General features: G+C 40.8%; 18 protein-coding genes. 6 read left to right on the top strand and 12 right to left on the bottom strand.

What is annotated here, in order from left to right:
* Positions 1-90 precede the first annotated feature (90 nt).
* From recC to AN389_RS15510, 5 genes are all read left to right on the top strand, one after another.
* Positions 91-3393 carry an exodeoxyribonuclease V subunit gamma gene (gene recC, locus AN389_RS15490; RefSeq protein WP_055020203.1) on the top strand — a complete coding sequence of 1101 codons (3303 nt, stop codon included), beginning with the start codon at positions 91-93 and terminating at the stop codon, positions 3391-3393.
* Complete coding sequence (gene recB / locus AN389_RS15495; protein WP_055020204.1) at positions 3380-6943, top strand: exodeoxyribonuclease V subunit beta; 3564 nt, start codon at positions 3380-3382, stop codon at positions 6941-6943. The genes recC and recB overlap by 14 nt, the downstream gene beginning before the upstream one ends.
* Complete coding sequence (gene recD / locus AN389_RS15500) at positions 6940-8901, top strand: exodeoxyribonuclease V subunit alpha (protein WP_055018358.1); 1962 nt, start codon at positions 6940-6942, stop codon at positions 8899-8901. The genes recB and recD overlap by 4 nt, the downstream gene beginning before the upstream one ends.
* A gap of 296 nt (positions 8902-9197) precedes the next feature.
* Positions 9198-10259 carry a hypothetical protein gene (locus AN389_RS15505; RefSeq protein ID WP_055018359.1) on the top strand — a complete coding sequence of 354 codons (1062 nt, stop codon included), beginning with the start codon at positions 9198-9200 and terminating at the stop codon, positions 10257-10259.
* Between the two features lie 86 nt (positions 10260-10345).
* Entirely contained in the window at positions 10346-11410 is a 1065-nt protein-coding gene (locus AN389_RS15510; protein WP_055020205.1) for a hypothetical protein, read from the top strand.
* Positions 11411-11460: 50 nt separating this feature from the next.
* Here the strand turns inward: AN389_RS15510 and ttcA are convergent, their stop codons facing one another.
* From ttcA to ccoN, 12 genes are all read right to left on the bottom strand, one after another.
* Positions 11461-12378, bottom strand: coding sequence for a tRNA 2-thiocytidine(32) synthetase TtcA (gene ttcA / locus AN389_RS15515; RefSeq protein ID WP_055015673.1), 918 nt, complete (start codon positions 12376-12378; stop codon positions 11461-11463).
* A gap of 103 nt (positions 12379-12481) precedes the next feature.
* Positions 12482-13408 (bottom strand): universal stress protein UspE, encoded by a 927-nt coding sequence (gene uspE / locus AN389_RS15520; protein ID WP_055020206.1) that lies wholly within the window; start codon positions 13406-13408, stop codon positions 12482-12484.
* Positions 13409-13564: 156 nt separating this feature from the next.
* Positions 13565-14719 (bottom strand): right-handed parallel beta-helix repeat-containing protein, encoded by a 1155-nt coding sequence (locus AN389_RS15525; RefSeq protein WP_055020207.1) that lies wholly within the window; start codon positions 14717-14719, stop codon positions 13565-13567.
* 200 nt (positions 14720-14919) lie between these two features.
* On the bottom strand, positions 14920-15657 hold the full coding sequence (locus AN389_RS15530; protein ID WP_055020208.1) for an FNR family transcription factor: 738 nt from the start codon (positions 15655-15657) through the stop codon (positions 14920-14922).
* A 67-nt stretch (positions 15658-15724) separates the two neighbouring features.
* The gene (locus AN389_RS15535) at positions 15725-16396 is read right to left on the bottom strand and encodes a sulfite exporter TauE/SafE family protein (protein ID WP_055020209.1); all 672 of its coding nucleotides are present in this window, start codon (positions 16394-16396) and stop codon (positions 15725-15727) included.
* Complete coding sequence (ccoS, locus tag AN389_RS15540) at positions 16389-16556, bottom strand: cbb3-type cytochrome oxidase assembly protein CcoS (protein WP_055015669.1); 168 nt, start codon at positions 16554-16556, stop codon at positions 16389-16391. The genes AN389_RS15535 and ccoS overlap by 8 nt, the downstream gene beginning before the upstream one ends.
* On the bottom strand, positions 16553-18928 hold the full coding sequence (locus tag AN389_RS15545; protein WP_055020210.1) for a heavy metal translocating P-type ATPase: 2376 nt from the start codon (positions 18926-18928) through the stop codon (positions 16553-16555). Before AN389_RS15545 ends, ccoS begins: the two co-directional genes overlap by 4 nt.
* 8 nt (positions 18929-18936) lie before the next feature.
* Positions 18937-19428: a FixH family protein gene (locus tag AN389_RS15550; RefSeq protein ID WP_055015667.1), complete on the bottom strand. Its 492-nt coding sequence runs from the start codon at positions 19426-19428 to the stop codon at positions 18937-18939.
* Positions 19429-19569: 141 nt separating this feature from the next.
* Positions 19570-20604, bottom strand: a complete 1035-nt coding sequence (gene ccoP, locus AN389_RS15555; RefSeq protein ID WP_055015666.1) for a cytochrome-c oxidase, cbb3-type subunit III — start codon at positions 20602-20604, stop codon at positions 19570-19572.
* Complete coding sequence (locus AN389_RS15560; protein ID WP_004588824.1) at positions 20601-20786, bottom strand: CcoQ/FixQ family Cbb3-type cytochrome c oxidase assembly chaperone; 186 nt, start codon at positions 20784-20786, stop codon at positions 20601-20603. The genes ccoP and AN389_RS15560 overlap by 4 nt, the downstream gene beginning before the upstream one ends.
* 5 nt (positions 20787-20791) lie before the next feature.
* A complete protein-coding gene (gene ccoO / locus AN389_RS15565; protein ID WP_004588825.1) occupies positions 20792-21466 on the bottom strand; it encodes a cytochrome-c oxidase, cbb3-type subunit II in 675 nt (224 codons plus the stop codon).
* A gap of 12 nt (positions 21467-21478) precedes the next feature.
* Positions 21479-22912: a cytochrome-c oxidase, cbb3-type subunit I gene (gene ccoN / locus AN389_RS15570; RefSeq protein WP_004588826.1), complete on the bottom strand. Its 1434-nt coding sequence runs from the start codon at positions 22910-22912 to the stop codon at positions 21479-21481.
* A gap of 339 nt (positions 22913-23251) precedes the next feature.
* Between ccoN and AN389_RS15575 the strand changes: the two genes are divergently transcribed.
* Positions 23252-23677: a hypothetical protein gene (locus AN389_RS15575; protein ID WP_055020211.1), complete on the top strand. Its 426-nt coding sequence runs from the start codon at positions 23252-23254 to the stop codon at positions 23675-23677.
* Positions 23678-23719: the final 42 nt, after the last annotated feature.

A 23719-nucleotide genomic window follows, 5' to 3' on the forward strand; every position in this document is an offset into this window, starting at 1 on the left:
TGATTTATTAGTGCCAATTTACGGATTGCGCTACCCCTATAAATGAAAATATCTTAAACTGGTTTTACTTCAAGTAAGGACTCCAGTTGTATGCTCAATATTATTCAATCAAACCGTATGGAAGCGCTGCAAGCTCAGTTTAATCAGCTGTTAAAAGTAAACCCGCTGCAAAGCCCATTCGATAAAGAAGTGGTATTAGTGCAATCGCCGGGTATGTCACAGTGGCTAAAAATTGGTTTAAGCGAAAACCTAGGCATAGCCGCGCAGGTTGATTTTCCGCTGCCATCGAGCTTTATATGGCAGTTGTATCAGCAATTGCTGCCTAATGTGCCAAAAGAGTCGGCATTTAATAAGCCTAACCTTGCTTGGAAATTATTTGCAATACTGCCCAGTTGTATAAATGAGCCGCTTTATTTGCCGCTAAAAACGTATTTAGAGGGTGATATAGACGGGCAAAAAACCTTTGCGCTGTGCGAAAAAATTGCCGATGTGTACGATCAATACTTAATGTACCGGCCGCATTGGATTGCCACTTGGGATAGCGAAAAAGACGAACTTGACGATGTTGATGTAAGCATTGCCCCATGGCAGCCCGACTTATGGCGAAAGCTAGTGGCGCACAGTAAAGCACTTGGGCAAAGCCAATTTCATCGTGCCAACATGCAAGGGCAGTTACTTGCAGCCCTTGAAAATATGGATAATAGCTTACTACCTAAGCGCATTAGTTTATTTGGTATATCGGCGATTGCCAGCTCACAACTTGAGGTGTTTGAAGCGCTGAGCAAAAAAACAGAGGTGTTTTTATTCTTTTTTAACCCAAGTGAGCACTATTGGGGCGATGTGGTTGATGAAAAAACAGCAGCCAAAATAAATGCCAAATACGCCAAAATGCCGCTTTTAGAAGCGCAGCAAAAAAAACAAGCTAACCCTGACGAAGAATACTACTTTATAGGCAACCCGTTGTTATCGTCGTGGGGAAAACTAGGGCGCGATTACTTTGAGCAACTCGTACAACTTGATGCGCGCTGGATTGATGGCTTTATAGATGCGTTTGACGATAGTTTACTAGGGCAAATTCAAAGTGAGATTTACCAACTGGCATTTAAAGGTGAGTCGCTTACCGATAATAAAGAGTGGTTTATTAATGATGAGGGCAAGCTGCCCATTAGCGACACTGACACCAGTATTACCCTAAGCGATTGCCATACACCGCTTAGAGAAGTTGAGCGCTTGCACGACTATTTACTGACTTTGTTTAATCAAAATCCGTCGCTCACTCCCAAAGACATTATTGTAATGATGCCAGATGTAGGTACGTACAGCCCGTACATTGAAGCGGTATTTGGCGGCGCGCAAAACACCAGCCGCTTTATTCCTTATGCTTTGGCCGATTTAGCCATAGAGCAAGAAAAACCTGTGCTTAACTCGTTTGCCAGCTTGGCCAATTTGCCGTTTTCACGTTTTGGTGTATCGGATATTCTCGACTTACTGCAAGTAACACAAATTGCCGAAAAATTTGGCCTTGAAGCGCACGAGTACGAGCAAATTCAATATTGGCTTGAGCGAGTTGGCGTAAAGTGGGGTATAAATGCCGAGCATAAAAGCAGCTTTGATTTACCCGCAATAGATTTAAATACCTGGCAGCATGGTTTAAATCGTTTACTGCTAGGCATAGCCCAGCGCGACGAGCAATGCCCGTTTAACGGCATTTACAGTGCCGATGAAGTAGAGGGCATGGCGCTTGATACCCTTAATAAGTTAGTGCATTTTATTGATGTACTGCAGCGCTTTAAGGATGAGCTAACCCCTGATGATACGCTTAGTAATAAAGCGGATATTTTATCTGAGCTCATAAATGCTATTTATTACAACGAAGGCGACGACAGCTGGGATTTACTGGTACTGCAAACTGTTTTAGAGGAACTTAAAAAACACCACGATAATGGCGATTACGATAAAGCTGTTTCGCAGCGTATTGTAAGCTACCTGATAAAACAAGGCATTCAAGAAAAAGGCGTAGGGCAGCGCTTTTTAGTGGGGCAAGTTAACTTTTGTACACTAATGCCTATGCGCGCCGTGCCGTTTAAAGTGGTGTGTATGCTTGGCTTAAACGATGCCGACTACCCACGTACAGTGCAGCCAATAGGGTTTGACTTAGTACCGTATTCTAAAAAACAAAAAGGTGACCGTTCACGTAAATTAGATGACCGTTACTTGTTTTTAGAAGCTTTATTGAGTGCCCGCGACAATTTATACATAAGTTACATTGGCCGTTCGTGCTTTGACAACCAACCACGTATGCCCTCGACCTTAGTAAGCGAGCTTTTAGAGTACATAGGCCGCAGCTTTGTGCTTACAAATGACAGCGAAAAAACGTTGCCTGAGTGTTTAATTAATCAACAGCACTTACAGCCTTTTAATCGTGCGTATTACACAGCAGACACTGAAGCCGATACAAAGCTGAGTAACCACAGTTTTAATCCTATTTGGCTGCCAAGCGAGCGCATTGACGCGCAGCCACTAACAGCCATTGATGTAATAGCGCCCGCGCAATTAGAGCTTGATGTATTTATTCGCAGTGTGTGCAACGCACAAGAGAGCTTTTACCAGCAAACATTAGGTTTACGCCTACCCGAATTTAGCGAAGTAGCAAAAGATGAAGAGCCTTTTAGCCTAGATGCGCTGCGCCGTTATTTTTACCTTGATGAAATACTTGAGGCCAACATTAATGAGCAACCTTTAAGTACAGAGCAAATATTGCAACGAGGGGAGCTGCCTCAAGCCAATGTGGGCAGTTTAGTGTATGAGAGCATGGCGCACCGAGTAGATGCATTAGCCGGGCAAGTAAAAGAGCATATTAAAAGCGGCAAAACCGACCCCCTTGAGGTGTCTTTGCGCATAGAAAATACCATCATTGAGGGCTGGCTTAATCATATTTACCTTCAAAAACAAGTGTTTTACCGAAGTGCCAGTATAAAGGCCAAAGACTTAATTAAAGGCTTTATATATCACCTTGTTGCACAAAGTATGGAGCAAAATGTAGAAACCTTGTTACTGGGGCTCGATAAGCAAATTAGCTTTGCACCGCTGAGTAAACATGAGGCCGATGCCTTACTCAGTGATTGGTTTGAACTATATAAAGCCCTGCGCAAAGAGCCGGTGGCATTTTATCCGGTAAGTGGCTATGAATATGTTAAAAGTGGTGGCGATATTAGTAAAGCTATTAGCAAGTTTAACCCACAATACATAGGACGCGGCGAGGGCGAAAACCCGTATATTCGTTTAACGGTGCAATCGCTTAATGACTGCCAAGAAGAATTTATTAAGTGGAGCGAAAAATTACTCTCCCCATTACATGCCCATGCAAAGGAGAGTGACCATGCAAGCGCTTAATCCGCTAACAATGCCGTTAAAAGGGCAAAGTTTAATAGAAGCCAGTGCGGGAACAGGTAAAACCTACACCATTACCGGGCTTTATTTACGTTATTTATTAGGCTTGCAAATACCAGGGCAGATAAACACCCCGTTAAGTGTTGAGCAAATACTTGTAGTTACCTTTACCGATGCTGCAACACAAGAAATTAAAGACCGCGTGCGCAGCCGTATTATTGCTGCGCGCGATGCATTACTTGGCCAAAGCCCAAACGATGAATTAATAGCAGGTATAATAGCCGCAGTAGATGACAAACACCGCGCCTTTGATTTACTCGATGCCGCGGCTAAATCTATGGACGAAGCCGCTATATTTACCATTCATGGCTTTTGCCAACGCATGTTAAAGCAACATGCGTTTGAATCGGGCGTTGCCTTTAACCTTGAGTTTATTTTAGATGAGCGCGATATCCTACTCGACACGATTAAGGATTTTTGGCGCGCCTTTGTATACCCACTTAATAAAGAACGCACTGATGCCATTTTAGAGGTGTTTGCAGCCCCTGAATCGCTATTTAGTCAAGTCAGTAGTGTGCTAAATAAAGCCAATGCGAACATAGTGCCGCAAATAAACTTAGATGACGTATTTAAAGCTCGCGATGAGTACATTGCTAAAGTACCCGCTTTTAAAAAAGCAGTGCTGGAGCAAGAGTTTATAGCTGCAATAAAGGGCACGGGTTTAAGTGGCTCTAAAACACCTGGGCGAAAAGGCAGTTTAACGGCCCTAGAAGCATTTTGTTTAGGTGATGAGTTATTTTTTGAATTTGGCACCAATAAATACTCGTTTGAGGTGTGGAGCAGTGAAAACTTAAGTGATGCCAGTAATTATAAAAAAAATCAGCCATTATTTAGCCACCCTCTGCTTAGCCTGTTTGATGAGCTTAGCGCACTTAATACTAAAATTAATCAGGGCCTTAAAATTGCCGTTGTACAAACCGCGGCTCGGTGGGTTAAACAGGCAATTGTAAAACGTAAGCAAGAGCAAAGTGTGATCACCCCAGATGATTTACTGACTAACTTACACAGTGCTTTAAATGCAGAGCAGGGCGAGGCTTTATCGCAAAAAATAGCGCAGTTATTTCCTGTTGCCATGATTGATGAGTTTCAAGATACCGATCCAATTCAGTACGGCATTTTTAGTAAAATATACGGCCAAGAAAACACCACACTGGCCATGATAGGTGACCCAAAACAGGCTATTTATGGTTTTAGGGGCGCTGATATTTTTACCTATATTGGCGCAAAAGAGTCGGTAGAGCCTGAGCAGCAATTTACGTTAGGTACTAATTTTCGCTCAAGCACCGATATAGTAAACAGTGTAAACAGCTTGTTTTCTAAACATGCTAATAGCTTTATTTATAACGATGCCATACCGTTTAACGCAGTAGCAGCAAAAGGCAAAAAAGCCGATGAAACATTTACAATCGATGGCAAACCTGCCACCGCGTTTGAATTTAATGTATTTATAGATGACGCTGCAGATGAAAAAAACAAACCCACCAGCAAAAGGGTAGGGCAAGGACATTTGGCCAGCTATTTTGCCAATAAAATAGTGACACTGCTTGAGCAAGCCGAGCAAGGTCGAGCGTGCATAGGTAAGCATAAGGTGACCGCAGCCGATATTTGTATATTAGTGCGTGACCGTGTAGAAGCGCAAATAATGAAAAAAGCACTGAGCAATGCCAATATTGCGAGTGTGTATTTATCGCGTGACAGTGTGTTTAGCCAAGAGCTTAGCCACCATTTACTTAACTTTTTAACCGCATTGCATGGGCAATATAACGAGTCGTTACTGCGCGGCGTATTAGCAGGGCCATTATTTTGTTTAAGCTATAACGAAATTTACGTCCTTGCTGAGGATGAAAATAAATGGCAAGAGCACTTAAACTTTTTTGCGCAACTTAGCCATATTTGGAACAAACAAGGCGCAATGGCCATGCTTGAGCGCTTGTTAAGTCATAATCAGCTGAGCGCTAAGTGGCAAGGGCTTGGCTATAACGTTGAGCGATGGTTAACCGACTTCAGGCACTTAGGTGAAATACTGCAGCAAAAGCAAATAGAGTTAGAAGGTACGTTACGTTTACTGCGTTGGTTTGCACAAAAGGTTAGCCAGCAAGATGGCGAGGCTGTGCAAGTACGCCTAGAGAGTGACGCCAACTTAGTTAAAATAGTGACTATGCATGCCTCAAAAGGGCTTGAATACCCGCTGGTATTTATGCCTTTTGCTAGTGGCTATCGCGAAACTAAAGACGCGCTTTATCATCAAAACGGCCAGTTAGTTTACGATTTAAGTAAAAACGAAGACGCCTTAGCACAAGCCGAGCAAGAACGCTTAGCTGAAGACTTACGCTTACTCTATGTTGCGCTTACCCGCGCGGTACATTTTTGTGCACTTGGGGTGTATAACATAGGGCAAGGGCAAAGTAGCCGCTTGGCTATACAAAGTAGTGCATTAGGGCATGTGCTATTTGCAGGGCTTGAGCTTACAAGTAGCCAAACGTGGCGCACCCACTTACGTGAATTTTGCGACGCACACGCTGAAATGCGTTACCAGCAATTTACCGCTGAGCAATTAGCCGAGCAAGGACAGTTAACACTTAATAACGCAGTGCAGCAGAGCCAAGCGTTAAAAGTGAATACAGTTACAGCCAACATAGAGCGAGATTGGCGAGCAACCAGCTTTAGTGCGCTGAGCTTTAAAAAGCACACCGATCATATTGAACCTGGGCGCAGCGATGAAGATCATGAAAAAGATGAATTTGCTAACAGCCAAGATGAAGTACCATCGCCTTATAGTTTCCCCAAGGGGGCAAAACCGGGTAGCTGTTTGCATGAAATTTTTGAACAAATAGACTTTACCAGTGCACGAGTACACCCGACTAATCCAGAGCAAAATTTAGCAGAGGTAGTTAAACAGGCGCTTGATAAATACCATATTAGCGAAAGCTGGCAACACGTAACCGAGCAATGGGTACTTGATTCGTTAACCTGCCCCTTAAACAATGAGGGATTAAGCTTAAGCCAATTAGCCCCCGCAGATTGCCTAGTCGAAATGGAATTTAATTTACCTTTAGATAGTTTAAGCGCGCCTAAATTAAACGAAATACTGGTAAAACATTTTGGTTTTACCCAGAGCAAACTCGAATTCTCTCATGTAAAAGGCCTTTTAAAGGGTTTTATAGATTTAATTTTTTGCTATCAAGGTAAGTATTATATTTTAGATTATAAGTCTAATTACTTAGGCAATACGCCCGCTGACTATGATAGCGATATGCTAGCGCAAGCCATGAATAGCCATCAGTATCATTTACAGTATTTAATTTATAGCGTTGCGCTGCACCGATTACTTAAACAACGCATTAGTGATTATGCAATAGAAACCCATTTAGGCGGGGTTTATTATACTTTTTTACGCGGCATGCCGGCAGGCAAAGGGGTGTATTTTAATAAGCTCACCGCAGAGCAAATCACACTATTAGATGGCTTATTTAGCCAAGGAGCCATGTTATGAGTGACTACCCTATGCAGCAAAGCTTGTTTGATGAGCCGCCAGCACCCGTACAGCCGTTAAATACGGTGAAGTTGCTTGACTACTTATTAGATGAAAAACGCATAAGAATGGTAGATGTAAAGCTTGCCTTAATGCTGTGTGATAATCAGCAAAACGACGTGTTTTATATAGTGTTATTGCTGTGTTTAGCACAGCAAAGCCAGCATAGCTGTTTAACATTAAAAGAAGTCGACTGGCAAAACCCGTTTAATTTACGCCAAAGCGACTTCACTAAAACTGAGGGCAATGTACCAAATATTACATCGCCTTTTAACGAAGCCTTTACCTACCTCGATGCGCTTAGCTGTTTAAGCGCCCATAACAGTGTGGGCGAGGCCAAACCCTTACAGTTATTTAACGAGCGGCTTTATTTTGCGCGCCTTGCTGAGTACGAACATACTTTAGCTACGCGTTTACTCGCGATGAGTGAGCGCCATTTAAATATAAATACCCAGTTACTCAGCCAGCTATTAAGTGACTACTTTGTAGATAATTCAGCGCTTACCATAGATTGGCAAAAAGTGGCCTGTGCAATTGCTGCAACAAAAGGCTTTAGCGTTATAACAGGCGGGCCAGGGACCGGTAAAACCACCACAGTAACAAAGCTGTTGGCAATTTTGCAGTCGCTTTATAAAAGTGCGCCTTTAAGTATTAAGCTAGTGGCGCCTACAGGTAAAGCCGCAGCACGTTTAAGTGAATCAATTTTAGGTGCCAAACAAAAGCTTGAAATTATTCCAGATGATATTAAGGCCTTAATTCCTGATAGTGCGCAAACTATTCACCGACTTTTAGGGGTTAAACCCTTTACCAATAAATTTAAGCATAACCGCACAAACCCGCTGCATTTAGATGTACTGATTATTGATGAAGCCAGCATGGTTGATTTATCACTCATGGCTAAATTAATAGAGGCACTGCCTACCCATGCGCGTTTGATATTACTTGGCGATAAAGACCAACTTGCCTCGGTAGATACCGGCAGTGTAATGAGTGATTTATGCCAAGGGTTAGCACTAGGTGAAACGCCTAACTACTCGCAAGCGCGATGTGATGAGCTTAATGCGTTATGTTTTAAAGGAGAGGCTAAATTAGCGGCGCCTGGGCATAGCGAATTTAAACTAGCTGATTGCATTGCGTTTTTACAACACAGCTACCGGTTTGATGCACAAAGTGGCATTGGCCAGCTTGCGCTGGCGGTTAATACTAACCATAACGGTATTTTAAAATACGTAGAGCAACAAAGCACACAAGGGCAATTTAACGATGTTATTTTAGATTATGACTTTGTTGCAAAACCCATAGAAAAATTAATAAACAGTGCTGCTAAGCATTACGCCCATTATTTAAATTTAATCGCGCAGGGGGCAAGTGTTGCAGATGTTCACGCGGCGTTTTCCCAATATCAATTATTAGCGGCCGTTCGTGAGGGTGATTACGGCGTAAATAGCTTAAACAGCCGCATTGAGCGAGCACTTGCGCAACAAGGGTTAATATCGGTGAGCCCAAATCAGCGTCATTACAGTGGTATGCCCATTATGGTGAGCCAAAACGATTATCAACTTAAGTTGTTTAATGGGGATATTGGTATTTTAATGCCTGATGAAAGCGGGCAGTTAAAAGCATTATTTATTGATGAGCAAAACAATGTACGGGCGTTTTCACCTGCACGCCTACCTGCTCACGATAAAGTGTATGTAATGACCATACATAAATCGCAGGGCTCAGAGTTTAGTTATACCGCTATGGTTTTACCGCCTTTAAAGCAAGCTAGTATGGGTATAAATCGCCAGCTGGTATACACAGGCATAACCCGCGCAAAAAACACCTTTGAGCTGGTGGCCGATAAAAAAGTGCTGCAATTAGCCATGAGCAAAAGCGTATCAAGAGCCTCAGGGTTGTATGAGCGTTTAAAATACTAATACCTATTTATATTTTAGGGTTCAACTAAATACTAAAAACCTAACGTATTTTTATGCGTTAGGTTTTTTAGCTTTAGTGGGTATGTGTTAATAATACTAAATATCGCAATTATTTGAATTTAAGTAACTGTATATACAGATAATATAGATTTAGCTGAATTTAAATGATAATAAATTGTTGCATTTTTGAGCGTTGTTCCTAATACTGGTCAATGCATGTGCGCCTGCACATGTGTAAATGAATACCTTAAGTACATAGGCATAAAAATAAAACACTGAACACATTAAGGATTTATATGAACAACAATAAACGCACACACACGCTTAAATACTTACTTTGCGCCGGTTTAGCCGCATTAATGAGTTTTTCGGCAGCAAGTAAAGATCACAAAATTATACTTATTCACGGCTTGCAGGTATCGCAAATAACCAATAAGTCGGGCAGCGATGTAGTAAATGACGGTGAAACTTATTGGCAAACCTATTGGAACAACCGAGCAGATGAGCGAATTGATTGGCCTGCCTACGAGCGTGTTGAAGGTAAAATAGCAACAGATTGGGTTTGGCCTAAATTAAAGCAATTATCGCGCTCAAACTTATGTGCTGATGGCTGTGTATTAGTGACACACTCAACGGGGGATTTAATTGCACGCCATATTATTGATAACCAAGCAAACTGGTTAGAAAACGCAGGGCTTACTCCACTTAATATTGTTGCTACATTTGATTTAGCCGGTGCTGGTGGCGGTAGTGAGCTTGCTGATATTGCTGTAAGCGCACTAACCGGTGCCTCATGGAATTTTGCTATAGATGCAGCACTTAGATGGTGGCTAGGAAGCGATGTTACTGAAGCGGTTGGTGTGTTACATGATTTAAAAGTAAATAACGCGCGTAAAATTTCTCCATTTCCAGATGCGCGTACACCTCGTTTACGTTTTGTTGCTGACGGTAATGAATACTTAGGGATCACAGGCGCATTTTTAAAAGGTAATGACGATTCGGTTGTTGCGTCGCACTCATCATGCGGTGCAAGCTCAGCGCGTTCATTTGGTAGCTGTAGTAGCAGTATAGATACTGATGGTCGATTAAAATCGCAAGGTGATGCCGTTAATAGCTTTATGCCGCACCACTACCCAATGATGATGAGCGACAGCTATAGCCACAACGAAATTCATAACGCGCAGCGCAAAGGCAATGTCACGATTGCGATGAACAATATAAATGTAGATGGTCAAAATGTGGGCTTTAATACATTTGATAAAACAACGGGTACTTGGTTTTGGAAAAAACACTACCGCTATATTAAGGATTCAAACACGCAAAGTGCCTCGGCACTTATTTATAACGTGATCCCTTAATAAGTACCTAAATTTTTAAGCGCGTTAGGTATTAAACGCTAGAGCGTGTAGTTATTTACTGCACGCTTTTAAAGGATTGATGCAATATGAAAAAGTTTTACATTGGTGCCGCTGTGGTTAGTATTGGTGTGTTTTTACTCTGGTATACAAATAAAAATGAAGTTAAAACGCTTGAGCCTCCCACTGCATTGGCAATAAAAAAGAAGTCAGAGCCAGCAAGCCCAGATAAAAATACCGTAATAACCATTGATGTGCCAAAACAAAAACAGGCTAAAAGTCCTCCCCAAATACATTATGATCAGCACTTAGCCAGTGCCGCTGAGCATGTAGCAATGCAATACCAAAATGCACTAAAATACCCGCCTTATTCGCAGCCCTTGAGCGCACTTGATGAAGACCGCTTAAAGCCTAATCAGTTTTACCCAGTTACAAGTCCCATTGACAATGCGGGTAATGCTCTCGTCGTTAGTTTAGATAAATACCGGTTTGTATATCCGCAAAATATAACCGTTAATATTGCTGCGCAAAACCTAGCAGAGGTAAATGTAGCGCTTAGCAATACCGATACTAAAGCGTCAATCAGTTCAAAAACCACCACAGCACAGCAGGGCGAAGCCACGGTTAAATTTAAAGCCAGTGAAGACTACCCGCGAAATTTACAGCTATTTGTAGAGGCAAATATTGCAGGTAAAAAGGTGCCTGCAGTAGCGCAAATACAGTATATGCCACCAAGTGCTACGCTTATTGATTTTGATAATGCCTATGCACAAAACGAAAATATGATAGCTACAGCGCATTTAAAGGTGCTCAAAAGCGGCTTATATAGAATTAGGGCAAATTTATACAGTGATACGAGCCCACTTGCACATTTGGTGACTAAAAAGAAACTCTCACAAGGCAGTCAAACGGTGGATTTAAAGGCGCATTGGTCGGTATTACCACAAGGGGTAGTGAATATGCGTTTAAGTGACTTTGTGATAGAGCGCATGTCGCCAAGCCCCGGTGAACGTAATAGTTTTGGTAGCAGTGACATTGCTGAGTTTGAAATTAAAGATTTTGCCTACGATAGTTTGCAACAACTGCCTTATCAAGCAAATGAGCAAGAACGAATGAGTTTAGAGTTTTTAAAAGGGTTAGCTGATAAAGGTTAATGGTAATAAATAAGGGGCATAAAGCCCCTTAACTGTATTTTTTTAAACGGTTAGCTTAGGTTAATAGTAACCACATCAGTTTGCTGATCTTGGGTTTCATCTTCATCGCTTACAGGCGCTTTTGGGATATCTGGTTTATCAAGTGCTATATCACCGCCATCAATAACATCGCCGGTTTTTAGGTTTTCAAAATCAAATAGTGCTGTATCGGCTAAATGCGAAGGCACCACATTTTGCATTGCAGTAAAAATACTTTCGATACGCCCTGGGTGCTCTTTATTCCACTGCGCTAACATGTTTTTAGTGTGTTTACGTTGCAGGTTTTCTTGCGAGCCACATAAATTACACGGAATAATAGGGTAACCTTGGCTAAATGCGTATTTACTTATATCGGCTTCTTTACAGTAAGCTAGCGGGCGAATAACCATGTGCTCGCCGTTATCGCTCATTAATTTAGCCGGCATGCTTTTAAGTTTGCCGCCGTAAAACATGTTTAAAAAGAGTGTTTCGATCATGTCGTCGCGGTGATGGCCAAGGGCAATTTTAGTCGCGCCCATTTCTTTGGCTGTACGGTACAAAATACCACGACGTAGGCGTGAACACAGCGAGCATGTTGTTTTACCCTCAGGGATAATATCGGTCACTATACTGTAGGTGTCTTCTTCTACAATTTTGTATTCAATATCTTGTTTATCAAGGTACTCAGGTAAAACATGTTCAGGAAACCCTGGCTGTTTTTGATCAAGATTAACAACAAATAAATCAAAGTTAATAGGTGCTACACGCTTTAAATGTTTAAGCATATCAAGCATGGTATAACTGTCTTTACCACCCGATAGGCATACCATTACACGGTCGCCTTCTTCAATCATGTTAAAGTCCATGACGGCTTGGCCAGTAAGACGGCGTAAACGCTTTTGTAGCTTATTTAAGTTGTATTGAGCTTTGGCTTGAGCTGAGTGAGACACTACGCCCCCTTATAAAACAATGCGGCAAATTATTTGCTGAAAATAAAGGGGCGTATTATATACCCAAGTACTAGGGGTATTAAAGCGCTAGTTAAGGCTTTGTTTAACTTTTGGCAAGTGGGCTTACGTAGCCATCGGGTTTTAAAGCAAGTACATCACAATCTAGGCTGTCTATTACGTGCTCGGCAGTGTTACCTACTAACGCAGCGCTTAAACCTGTTCGACCTACAGTGCCAATTACCACTAATTCGCTATTTAAGCGACTTGCTACATCGGGGATTACATCCTCAGGCAGGCCTTCTTCTATAAAGCATTGCTCGTTAGTTAAATTAAATGTTTTAGCGAGCTCGTTGGTAGATTCTATGTGGTGTTTTTTTACTGATTCGTTGTAAAGGCTGGGGTTAAACTCAGGGATTTCGATAGCAATATTAATGGGTGTAGCGGGATAGGCATTGACCAAATTAAGCTTAGCGTTGGCAAGCTCACACAAAAATTGTGCATCTTTAATAATGCGTTTATTTAAAGCTACATGCTCGTCGTTTTCACTAACTGCATTCACTGCAGCTAAAATACTGCCTTGCTCAGGCCAAGCCATTTCTTTTACAAATAATACCGGTGTTGGGCATTTGCGTACTAGATGCCAATCAGTAGGGGTAAAAATAACCGACTTAAGCGCGCCATGCTGATGGGTGCTTTTAACAACTAGGTCGTACTCTTGCTCGATAACAGTATTAATAATGGCTTCAAACGGGCGGTTATGCCATACCACTTCGGTGGTGATGTTTATATCTGGGTAGGTAGAAATTATATCTTTAAGCCATATTTCTCTATCAGCAATAACGGCTTTTCGCATTGCTTCGCGCTCTTCGAACGACAACATAGTGGTCATTTCGTAAGAGAAGTCGTAAACAGTCATAAAGGCGGTAATACTGGCACCTGACTTTTTAGCTAAATCAATTGAGCGAGCTAAACCGTGATGATCATCTTTAGTGGGGTCAATAACGGCTAAAATACGTTTAATAGTGTTCATATGCTACTCCCTTTTTTTAACTTACTTTCAGTGTAACGTAAATACACAGCAGTTAAAGGGGTAGCACTAAGATTATTGTTCTATATCAAGAAATAAAGTTTCTCTAATTTTAAAACTCTTTATCTTGAATAAAAGCATGAAGGGCTTTATAAAAATTTAATTATTCTCAGGTTTTATTGAAGTGTTATCTTCTACAGTGAATCCACTCGTTTTTTTCACAAAGCCCACTTCAGGTCGTAAGTTATAAACGTTATCTTTAATGGTAGAAAACAGATAACTCTTTCCACCTCTACTGAATAAGTTAATAAGATACCAATATTTCTTTTCAGGATAAACAGTCATATCAACGTCAATAAAGTGATTGTTATTGATATAAATGCCTCTTACGTATTTGTCATCTATTAGCTCGCCGGTTACATCTGACTGTATTCTAATACCTCCCTTAGAACGTAAAACTGTGTTGTGAGTAAAATAAATACTTCCCCAATTAAAAGGCTCCGTTACACTTTTTGGTTTGTTAGGGTAAGTATTGAGGATAAACTTATCACTGTCTATAAAGGTATTAGCAATAATTTTTACGTTAGAGTAATAAGTAATTTCTATAGCTGTGCCTTTGGTGTTTTTGAAAGTGTTATATCTTACTAGGGCCTTTGATACAGGTTTAACCGTGGCAAATTTCAATGATCCCTTCAATCCCTCAAAAATATTATTTTCAACTGTAATATCATGCGTACCTCCATAGTTATTATTCCACGGGTGAGTAGTTGTTACTTGTGTAACATTTTCAAAGTAATTATTACGAATATCAATTCTGAAAGAATTTATATTCGTATCGTGGGATGATAAGTGTGAAGATGTTGCTCTTATAGCCGCATCGCCAAAATCATAAAAACGATTATGTTTAATTAAAATATCTTCGGAGCCTGCAAAAAGGATACCTTGCTCACCCCAAACATAATTAATTTTGTCTGTGGTTAACCCTCTAAAAATAAAACCATTAATTTCTATGAAGCGTGAATTATAAAAGGATAAAATATATTCTCCTTCAAATTGGTCACACTTTTTTAGTATAACGCCAGCATTAGCGGTGATAGTAATGTTACTAAGGTTTCTGACGATAATAGCTGAACATATATCGTAAACTCCAGGCTTGTCTATTTTAAGCTCAGAATTTTCTGCAGTGTTTAAAATCAACTCTTTTAGTGCTTGTGAGTCATCAATGCCATCATCGGGGATCATTGAGCTCGATGCTTGGCTACTAAATAAAATACTTAAAGAAAGAGTGATAAATAGAAATAAAGAATTAGGCATAAGATTGTCCTTCTATATAAGAGTTTAATAGGACGTAGTTGCTTTTATATTAAAAAATGAGTCAGATAAGTAATTATTCATCGACTCTTAAAAGTGAATGGTTAATACCTCTACCCAAAGTGTTAGTAGAGATAGAGCATAATTGCAAATAATTACGCTCCAATTCAGGGATGGATTAATTTTAAAATGAGAAGCTATTATTAACGTGGTTTTACAATTGCGGCTGCTTTCGCAAGCGCGTCATTATCTAAAATAGTAATAAACTTACCCTCGACTTTTATTAAGTCCGCTTTTTGAAAACGGCTTAATAAGCGACTAATTGTCTCTACCGTTAAGCCTAAATAGTTACCTATTTCACCGCGGGTCATGGTAAATCTAAATTCTTTACGTGAAAAGCCACGCTCACCAAAACGCTCCGAAAGGTTATAAATAAAGCTTGCTAGGCGTTCTTCAGCCGACTTTTTATTAAGAAGTAGCAGCATTTCTTGATCATAAGTAATCTCGCTACTCATTAAACGCATAATTTGTTGGCGCAGTTTGGGTAATTTACCGGCTAACTCATCGAGTGTATCGAACGGGATTTCGCAGACCATTGATGTTTCTAGGGCTTGCGAAAAGCTCTGATGAGCCATTTTGCTAATGGCATCAAAGCCGACTAAATCACCGGCTAAATGAAAACCAGTAATTTGTTCATCCCCTTGCTCAGACAGTGTATACGATTTAAATGAGCCAGAGCGTACTGCATAAATAGCATTAAGAGGAGCACCAGATTCAAACAGGTAGTCACCCTTGTGAAGCGGCTTTTTGCGCTCAATGATTTCGTCGAGCTTGTCCATTTCTTGGCCATTTAACGAAAACGGCAAACATAATTGGCTAATACTGCAATTATTACAGCTAATTGCACAATTACTTTTAGCGCGACTTTGAGAGAAATCCATAATTTAATCCGTTTTAATTTTTATACACAGTACTGAAAATAAACCCAAAGGGTTAATACCGCGACGATTAATGTACGAGTTTATCGGTGGCAATTATAAATAGGTACATACCATACCAAATTATAATACTGCCTAAAACAATACGCGTCCATGGGTGGTTAATGACACTATTGAGCTTTTGAGCGGCCAACCCTAGGGTGATCATGGCCGGAAAGGTGCCAAATGCAAAGCAAAGCATCACTATAGCTCCGTCAAATGCGCTAGGGCTGGTCATTGCCCAGGTAAGCGCAGAATAAACCAAACCACAAGGTAGCCAACCCCACAAGGCGCCATAGCCTAATGCTTTAGCTGTTGAATCTACTGGCATTAAATACTTATTAAGCTTAACAATGTGCTGCCAAATAAGAGTTTTCCCGATTTTTTCGAGCCATTGCAGAGTAGGTCCTATACGCATAATATACACGCCAACCAACAGCATAAAAATAGCAGCAACAAATGAAAGCGTGACAGAAAAAAACGTATTTTGTTTTGCAAATTGGCTGCTTATACCCGCAACAAGGGCTCCAGCAAGCATGTAACTACACGCTCGGCCAGTATTATACGCAAAAGAATAAATAATAGATTGGCGTTTGTCGGTGGCCAATTGCAATGAACTGGCAATACCACCGCACATGGCTAGGCAATGCCCGCTACCAATTAAGCCCATTAAAAATGCGCTGGTGTAAAGTGGCTCAATCATTACTTTTATTATGCTGATCTTTATCATCTTCAAACAAAATACTATGACCTTGTTTATTTAGATCAGAGAATTGCTCGCTTTTAACCGCCCAAAAAAACACGCCAATAGCAATAATTACAAATAAAATAGCAATGGGGATTAAAATATAAATTATGCTCATAATTTTAAAAGCCTTAGTGAATTACTAATCACAATAATTGAGCTGGCAGACATACCAATAACCGCCATCCACGGGGCCACAAGCCCAAGCGCTGCGAGTGGTAAAATAGAGGCATTATACACCAAAGACAGGGTCAGGTTTTGCTTAACGATTCGCCGCGTTTGTTTAGCAACATTGAGTAGGTGTGCAATAGAGGCTAAATCACTATTTAACAACACCACATCGGCACTGTTTTTAGATATATCGGCACCGGTTTCCATGGCTATGGACAAATGTGCACTGGCAAATACAGGGCTGTCGTTTATGCCATCGCCTACCATAGCGACCACTTCGCTTTGTGATGACCACTGCTCAACGGCGGTTTGTTTATCTTTAGGTGAAAGGGCGCTTTGACTGCTATTAAGCTTTAATTGTTTTGCTATTTTTTGCCCCGCATCTGATGCATCGCCTGTCAGCATATGACAGCTTAAGTTTTGTGCTTGTAAGTTAGCTATAAGCTCATTAGCACCAGGTTTTACTTTATCTATAAAGTAAAAACGGGCAACTACACGTTTGTTTATAAATAGGTTTGCTTGCGCATTCGTTTTTTTACTATCAAACCAGCCACTTTTACCAATAGCGTAATGATCAGCACCGCTTTGCGCACTGATGCCCAACCCCGGGTGAATGGTAACGTTAGTAAGAGTAAGCTCTGTGTTGGCGTATTTATTAAATGCACTGGCAATGGGGTGTTCTGAGTAGCGCTCTAACTGGGCGGCAATATTAAGGACTTCCTCTTTAGAGAGATGAGTGTCAAGTATATCAACGGCGTCTAAACTAAATTTGCCTTGTGTGAGCGTGCCTGTTTTATCAAAAGCAAACAATGTTAGTTTTGAGAGTGTTTCAAGCACATGTGCTTGTTTTATTAAAATCCCTTTGCGGGTGAGCGTTGCAACAGCACAAGTTAAAGCTGTTGGTATAGCAAGACTTAACGCACAAGGGCATGTTGCAACTAATACAGAAATGGTGATCCAAAATGCGTGCTCTGGGTCAATTTGGTACCAGCCAATAGCCGTTATAGAGGCGAAAACGAGTAAGCAAGCAATAAACCACTGTGCAACTTTATCAGTAATTTCTACCAGTTTAGGGCGCTTAGTGAGGGCATTATGCTGTAAACGTATAATTTGGTTTAGTAGGGTATTTTGGCCAACTTTATTAATTTTAATTTCTATTACGCCATCATGATTCACACACCCTGCGTATACATTGTGACCAATAAATTTATTTACGGGCTGATGCTCACCTGTCATCATGGATTCATCAACACTCGTTTGTCCTTTGATTAGTTCTCCGTCAGCCGGAATCGTCTCGCCTGCTTTTATAAGAATAACATCATTAAGCTTGAGTTTTTTAGCGGCGATAATGTGCTCTTGGCCTTTATCATCAAGGGTACGGGCCGTTAAAGGCAGCAGTTTTTGTAGGTTTGCGGTAAATTCGCTGGCTTTTAATCTAGCCCTAAATTCAAGATATTTGCCTAATAATAACAAAAAGGTAAACATACAAACCGATTCAAAATACACTTCGCCTACGTGCATAAACGTGGCATAACAACTTGCGCTATATGCGCCAAAAATGGCCAACGATACGGGTAAGTCCATATTTAACTGTTTTGCTTTTAAGCCATTGATAGCATTGGTTAAAAAAGGTAATGCGCTGTACAAAATAACGGGGGAGGCAAGGACTAGGCTTATCCAGCGAAAGTATTCTTCAAAGTTACTATCCATACCCGAGAACATGCCAAAGTACATCGCAAAGGCAAACATCATCACCTGCATGGTCATCAACCCTGCAACACCTAAACGGCGAATATACGCTTTTGCTGTTTGTTGTTTTTGTTGAGCTTCGTCATCGGCCTGAAAGGGGTAAGCTTTATAGCCAATTTTGGCAAGCGAGGTGATAATGTCGCTAAGCGGAGTTTGGGTTTTATCCCACTGGATCATGGCACGGTTAGTTGAAGTGTTAACATCTACGCGCTTAACTGTTTTTAAGCTCAGTAATTGTTTTTCAATAAGCCAAGCACATGCGGCGCAGGTAATGCCTTCAACACTTAATAAAACCTCTGACAAGTTATCGGTTGTGGCTATAAACTCATCTTGTATGTCTTCGTTGTCGTAGCTTTTAATAAATTCTAGTTGCTCTGGCACTAATTGTTCTACTTTACCGGCGCGCACAGTGCGGTATTTGTAGTAGTCAGTCATGCCCTGATCAACAATGTTTTGCGCAACCGCTTGGCAGCCAATACAGCACATGGGCTGAGGTGTATTATCTATTGTTACGGTTGCGCTAAATCCATTTGGCACACTTTCAAGGCAATGAAAGCAAGAAACGCTCATAGTGATGACTACTTATAATTTGGGGTAACTAACAACGCTTGCTCTGTAGGAAGAGTAATATTTTCTTTTAACTTCCAACTGCCATCTACAGGCTCTATAAATACAGAGTAAGCACCTGGTGTGTAGTTATCGAGTAGGGCTGTAAATTCTTTATTTGCATTAGGGGTAAGCGTTGCTTCAAAGTCATGCGCTTTAATAGTGCGATGATAAAAAGACAGTTTTAAAGCGTGTACGTTACTGTAATCGCCTTTGGTAAAGGCAAAGCTGGCACGTTCGTTTGTAACATTAAGCTTGCCATGTAAAAACAGGGCTTTGGCTTTTTCAAACTTAGTAAGCTCTAAGTTTATTGCTTTACCTTTTTTATAGTAATCATCAACTACCATATCTGGGCCATTCCCCACGGCAGTAATAATTAAGGTTATGCACCCAATAATGGCCGCTAGCGGAAAAAACATTAAAAACCAAGGCCAAAAATTTTTATACCACGAAGTAGGTTGCATAGTTGCTCTAAAATTAGTTTAGGTGGTGCTATTTTATAGCAAATATTGGTAAAAGACTAAAAAAAAGCCTCCGACAGGAGGCTTTTTTGATCTGGATTAATCTATTGAAATAATAAGATTAATTAATGGTTAACTCCGTGTTTATTTATCTTGCGATAAACTGTAAACGTAGGCAGTTAACAGGTGAATTTTGTCTTCACCTAAAATATCTTTCCATGCTGGCATTACACCGGCGCGGCCATGGTTAAGTGTTTCTTCAACTGCGCGTTGAGAGCCACCGTACAACCAAATGTTATCCGTTAGGTTAGGCGCACCAAACGGTAAGTTATGTGCTACAGAACCCTTACCATCAGCACCGTGACACGCGGCACACATTGCAAACTTGGCGGCACCTGCGGCTGCATCTTTTTGGTTAACAGTACGACCAGATAAGCTAAGTACGTGCGCTGTCATTTCTTTAACGCCTTGCTCACCCAGTGCTGCACTCCAAGAAGGCATCGCTGCTACACGACCATAAAGAAGCGTTTCTTTAATTTTGTCTGGTGAGCCACCGTATAACCAGTCTTTATCAGTTAGGTTAGGGAAGCCAGTTGCACCACGTGCATCTGAACCATGACATTGTGCACAGTTTTGCGAGAATAAACGCTGACCAATTTCAAGAGCTAACTGACCGTCTGTTTGTTCATGCTTTTCGCCATTTTCAAGAGCCACTTGCTGCGCTGCATCACCTTCAAATTTAGAGTTAACTAAATCTAAAACGGGTACTTGTGCAAGCTTGTTGAAAATAGGGCCAAAACGCTCTTCGGCTGCTTCGTATTCTTTATCAAGTTTTACATAGCGGCCTTCTTCTTTTGCTTTAGCTGTGGCTTCTTTAGATTCAGCTAAAGAGGTAATACCTTGGTTAGAGCTTGTCCATTTACCTAAGCCTTCCCAGTTACCTAAACCTGGATAAGCTGCTAAGTAATATACCGACCAAATAAATGTTGCGAAGAACATGTACGTCCACCATTTTGGTAGTGGATTATTTAGTTCGGTAATGCCGTCATATTCGTGTCCGCAGTCTTCACCTTCTTTTACGCCTGCATAGTTTTTAAGGTTCCAAACTAATAGGCTAAAAATGATGATTAAGCAGGCTAGGGTTAATACAATAACCCAAATACTCCAAAAGCTAGTCATTTTTCAGACTCCTTTTCCTCGTTAGAGAGTGTGTTGTTATGTTTTTTTTCATCTTCAAAAATGGCATTAGCAGCGTCATCAAAACGGTTTTTGCTACGCTTGCTGTATGCCCATACAACAATCACAATAAACAATACTAAAATTACCAGAGTCAAAATGCCTCTGTATGTTCCGTAATCCATAATAATTACTTCAAGTGAGTGCCAAGTTGCTGTAAATACGCGATTAGGGCTTGCATTTCAGTTGCGCCTTCGCCGTTATTCATAGCGTTAACTTTATCAACATCTGCTTGTAGCTCTTCGTCGCTGCCATAACCTAAACCCGGGTGTTTAGGGTTTTCTGGGTTAATAGCAAAAGTATCACGGAAAATTTGTAGCTTTTTCAGAGTTAAGCTGGTGTCAACCTTTGTCTCTGCTAACCAAGGAAAGCCTGGCATGTTAGACTCAGGAACCACAGCACGTGGGTCAACTAAGTGTGCATAATGCCAATCGTCCGAGTAACGGTTACCTACACGAGCAAGGTCAGGACCAGTACGTTTTGAACCCCATTGGAAAGGGTGATCCCATACTGATTCGCCCGCTACAGAGTAGTGACCGTAACGCTCAACTTCATCGCGAAAAGGACGAATCATTTGTGAGTGACAGTTGTAACAACCTTCACGTACATAAATGTCACGGCCTTCCATTTCAAGCGCGTTAAGTGGGCGTAAACCTTCAACAGGTTTGGTTGTATCGTCTTGGAACATTAGCGGAGTAATTTCAACTAACGCACCAAAACTAATAGCAAAAACAGTCAAGATAGCCATTAGGCCAACGTTCTTTTCTACTATTTCATGTTTGTTTTGTGAATTTTTATTGCTCATCATCTCACTCCGTTATGCTAATTGTGCTTGCGCGTCTAACTTCAGAGATTCTTTCTCAGCTGAAATTGTACGCAGAACGTTGTAAGCCATAACTAACATACCTGTAACGATGAATACACCGCCTACAAAGCGCATAATATAGAATGGGTGTGATGCTTCTAAAGACTGAACAAAGCTATACATTAATGTACCGTCAGAGTTAACTGCACGCCACATTAGGCCTTGCATAACACCTGAGATCCACATTGCAACAATGTAAAGTACAACACCTACAGTGTGTAACCAGAAGTGGGTGTTAACCAATTTAACGCTGTACATACGACCTTGAGCGAATAGCGCAGGAATAAGGTGGTAGATAGCACCAATTGAAATCATTGCAACCCAACCAAGTGCACCTGAGTGTACGTGGCCAATAGTCCAATCTGTGTAGTGAGATAATGCATTTACAGATTTAATTGCCATCATTGGGCCTTCAAACGTAGACATACCGTAAAAAGACAATGAAACAACTAAGAAACGCAGTACTGGGTCGGTGCGAAGCTTATGCCATGCGCCAGAAAGCGTCATAATACCGTTAATCATACCACCCCAAGATGGAACGAATAAGATAATAGACATAACCATACCTAAACTTTGCGTCCAATCAGGAAGCGCTGTGTAGTGAAGGTGGTGAGGACCAGCCCAAATGTAAAGAGAAATAAGTGCCCAAAAGTGAACAACCGATAAACGGTAAGAGTAAACAGGGCGACCTGCTTGCTTTGGTACAAAGTAGTACATCATACCTAAGAAACCAGCTGTTAGTAGGAAACCTACAGCGTTATGACCGTACCACCACTGAACCATAGCATCTACAGCACCCGCGTAGATTGAGTATGATTTAGTTAGCGACACAGGCACTGCCATGCTGTTTACAATGTGAAGCACTGCAACAGTAATAATAAAGCCAGCGTAAAACCAGTTTGCAACGTAAATGTGCGATACTTTACGTTTGATCAGCGTACCAAAAAATACAACTGCGTAAACTATCCATACTACCGCGATTAAAATATCAATTGGCCACTCAAGCTCTGCATATTCTTTAGAGCTAGTAATACCCAATGGGAGTGTTATTACGGCTAATACAATAACAAGCTGCCAACCCCAAAAAGAGAAAGCGGCGAGTTTGTCTGAGAAAAGGCGCGTTTGACAAGTACGTTGAACGACATAATAAGACGTCGCGAAAAGTGCACTGGTACCAAATGCGAAAATTACTGCGTTCGTATGTAACGGACGTAGTCGAGAGTATGTTAACCATGGTGTATCAAAGTTAAGTGCTGGCCAAGCTAATTGGGCAGCAATCAGAACCCCAATACTCATGCCAACGATGCCCCAAATCACTGTCATAATAGCGAATTGGCGTACAACTTTATAGTTATACTCAGTTTGTGATGCTACTGTTTGGCTCATTTTCTGGCTTCCGCTGCAATAAATGCGTTTAGAAATGAATTACCCACCGTTTAAAGTGGGGCCTACTATTTTCCTCAAGCGTATTACCTAAAACGTTCAAAGCCTGAATGCTTCAGAAAACAAACTCGAGAAACCCTTATTTTTTGCGGGTGAAATGATAAATTTTTTGGCCTAAAAAAGATAGGTCAATTACATAAAATTATGACATCAATCAAAGTTTGTGAGTTTGTTGTTTATTTTTTGATACAGATTGTACCTATATTAACCAAACATCACACTGGCTATTGTTATTTCAAAGCATGCTAATTAAGATTTGTTTTTATTTAGCGCGGGTTTGTTATGCATATATATAGATTTACTTTGTTTTTTATGCTGTTTTTTGTATTAACAGGCTGTGACAATGCCAACCAAAAAGATCAAAAAGCGCTGTTAAAAACAAATTGCGACCCAAATCAGCACTGTATTTACAAGACCGGTGTTAAAGTATGGTTAAGTGATAAAAACATTACCCCCGAAACCCCCTTTAGTATTTACCTTGATCTACCCGCCCACCTAAAAATAGATAACGCTAAGCTTGAAAGTATAACTATGTATATGGGTTTTATTCCGCAAAAGTTCACTAAAGAAGCAACTATTTATAAAAGTGACACTATGGTGGGGATATGCTCAGAGCAAAATATGTTGTGGCAACTTGTGCTTAATTTAAGCAACATTCAAACTGGCGAGTCAATCACCCATTTTTATAATTTTTACGTAACGTATTAAATAGGCATTATTTTTACACTTTTATTTTAAAGCATAGCAAGT

It is taken from the genome of Pseudoalteromonas sp. P1-7a, assembly GCF_001401855.1.
GTDB lineage: Bacteria > Pseudomonadota > Gammaproteobacteria > Enterobacterales > Alteromonadaceae > Pseudoalteromonas.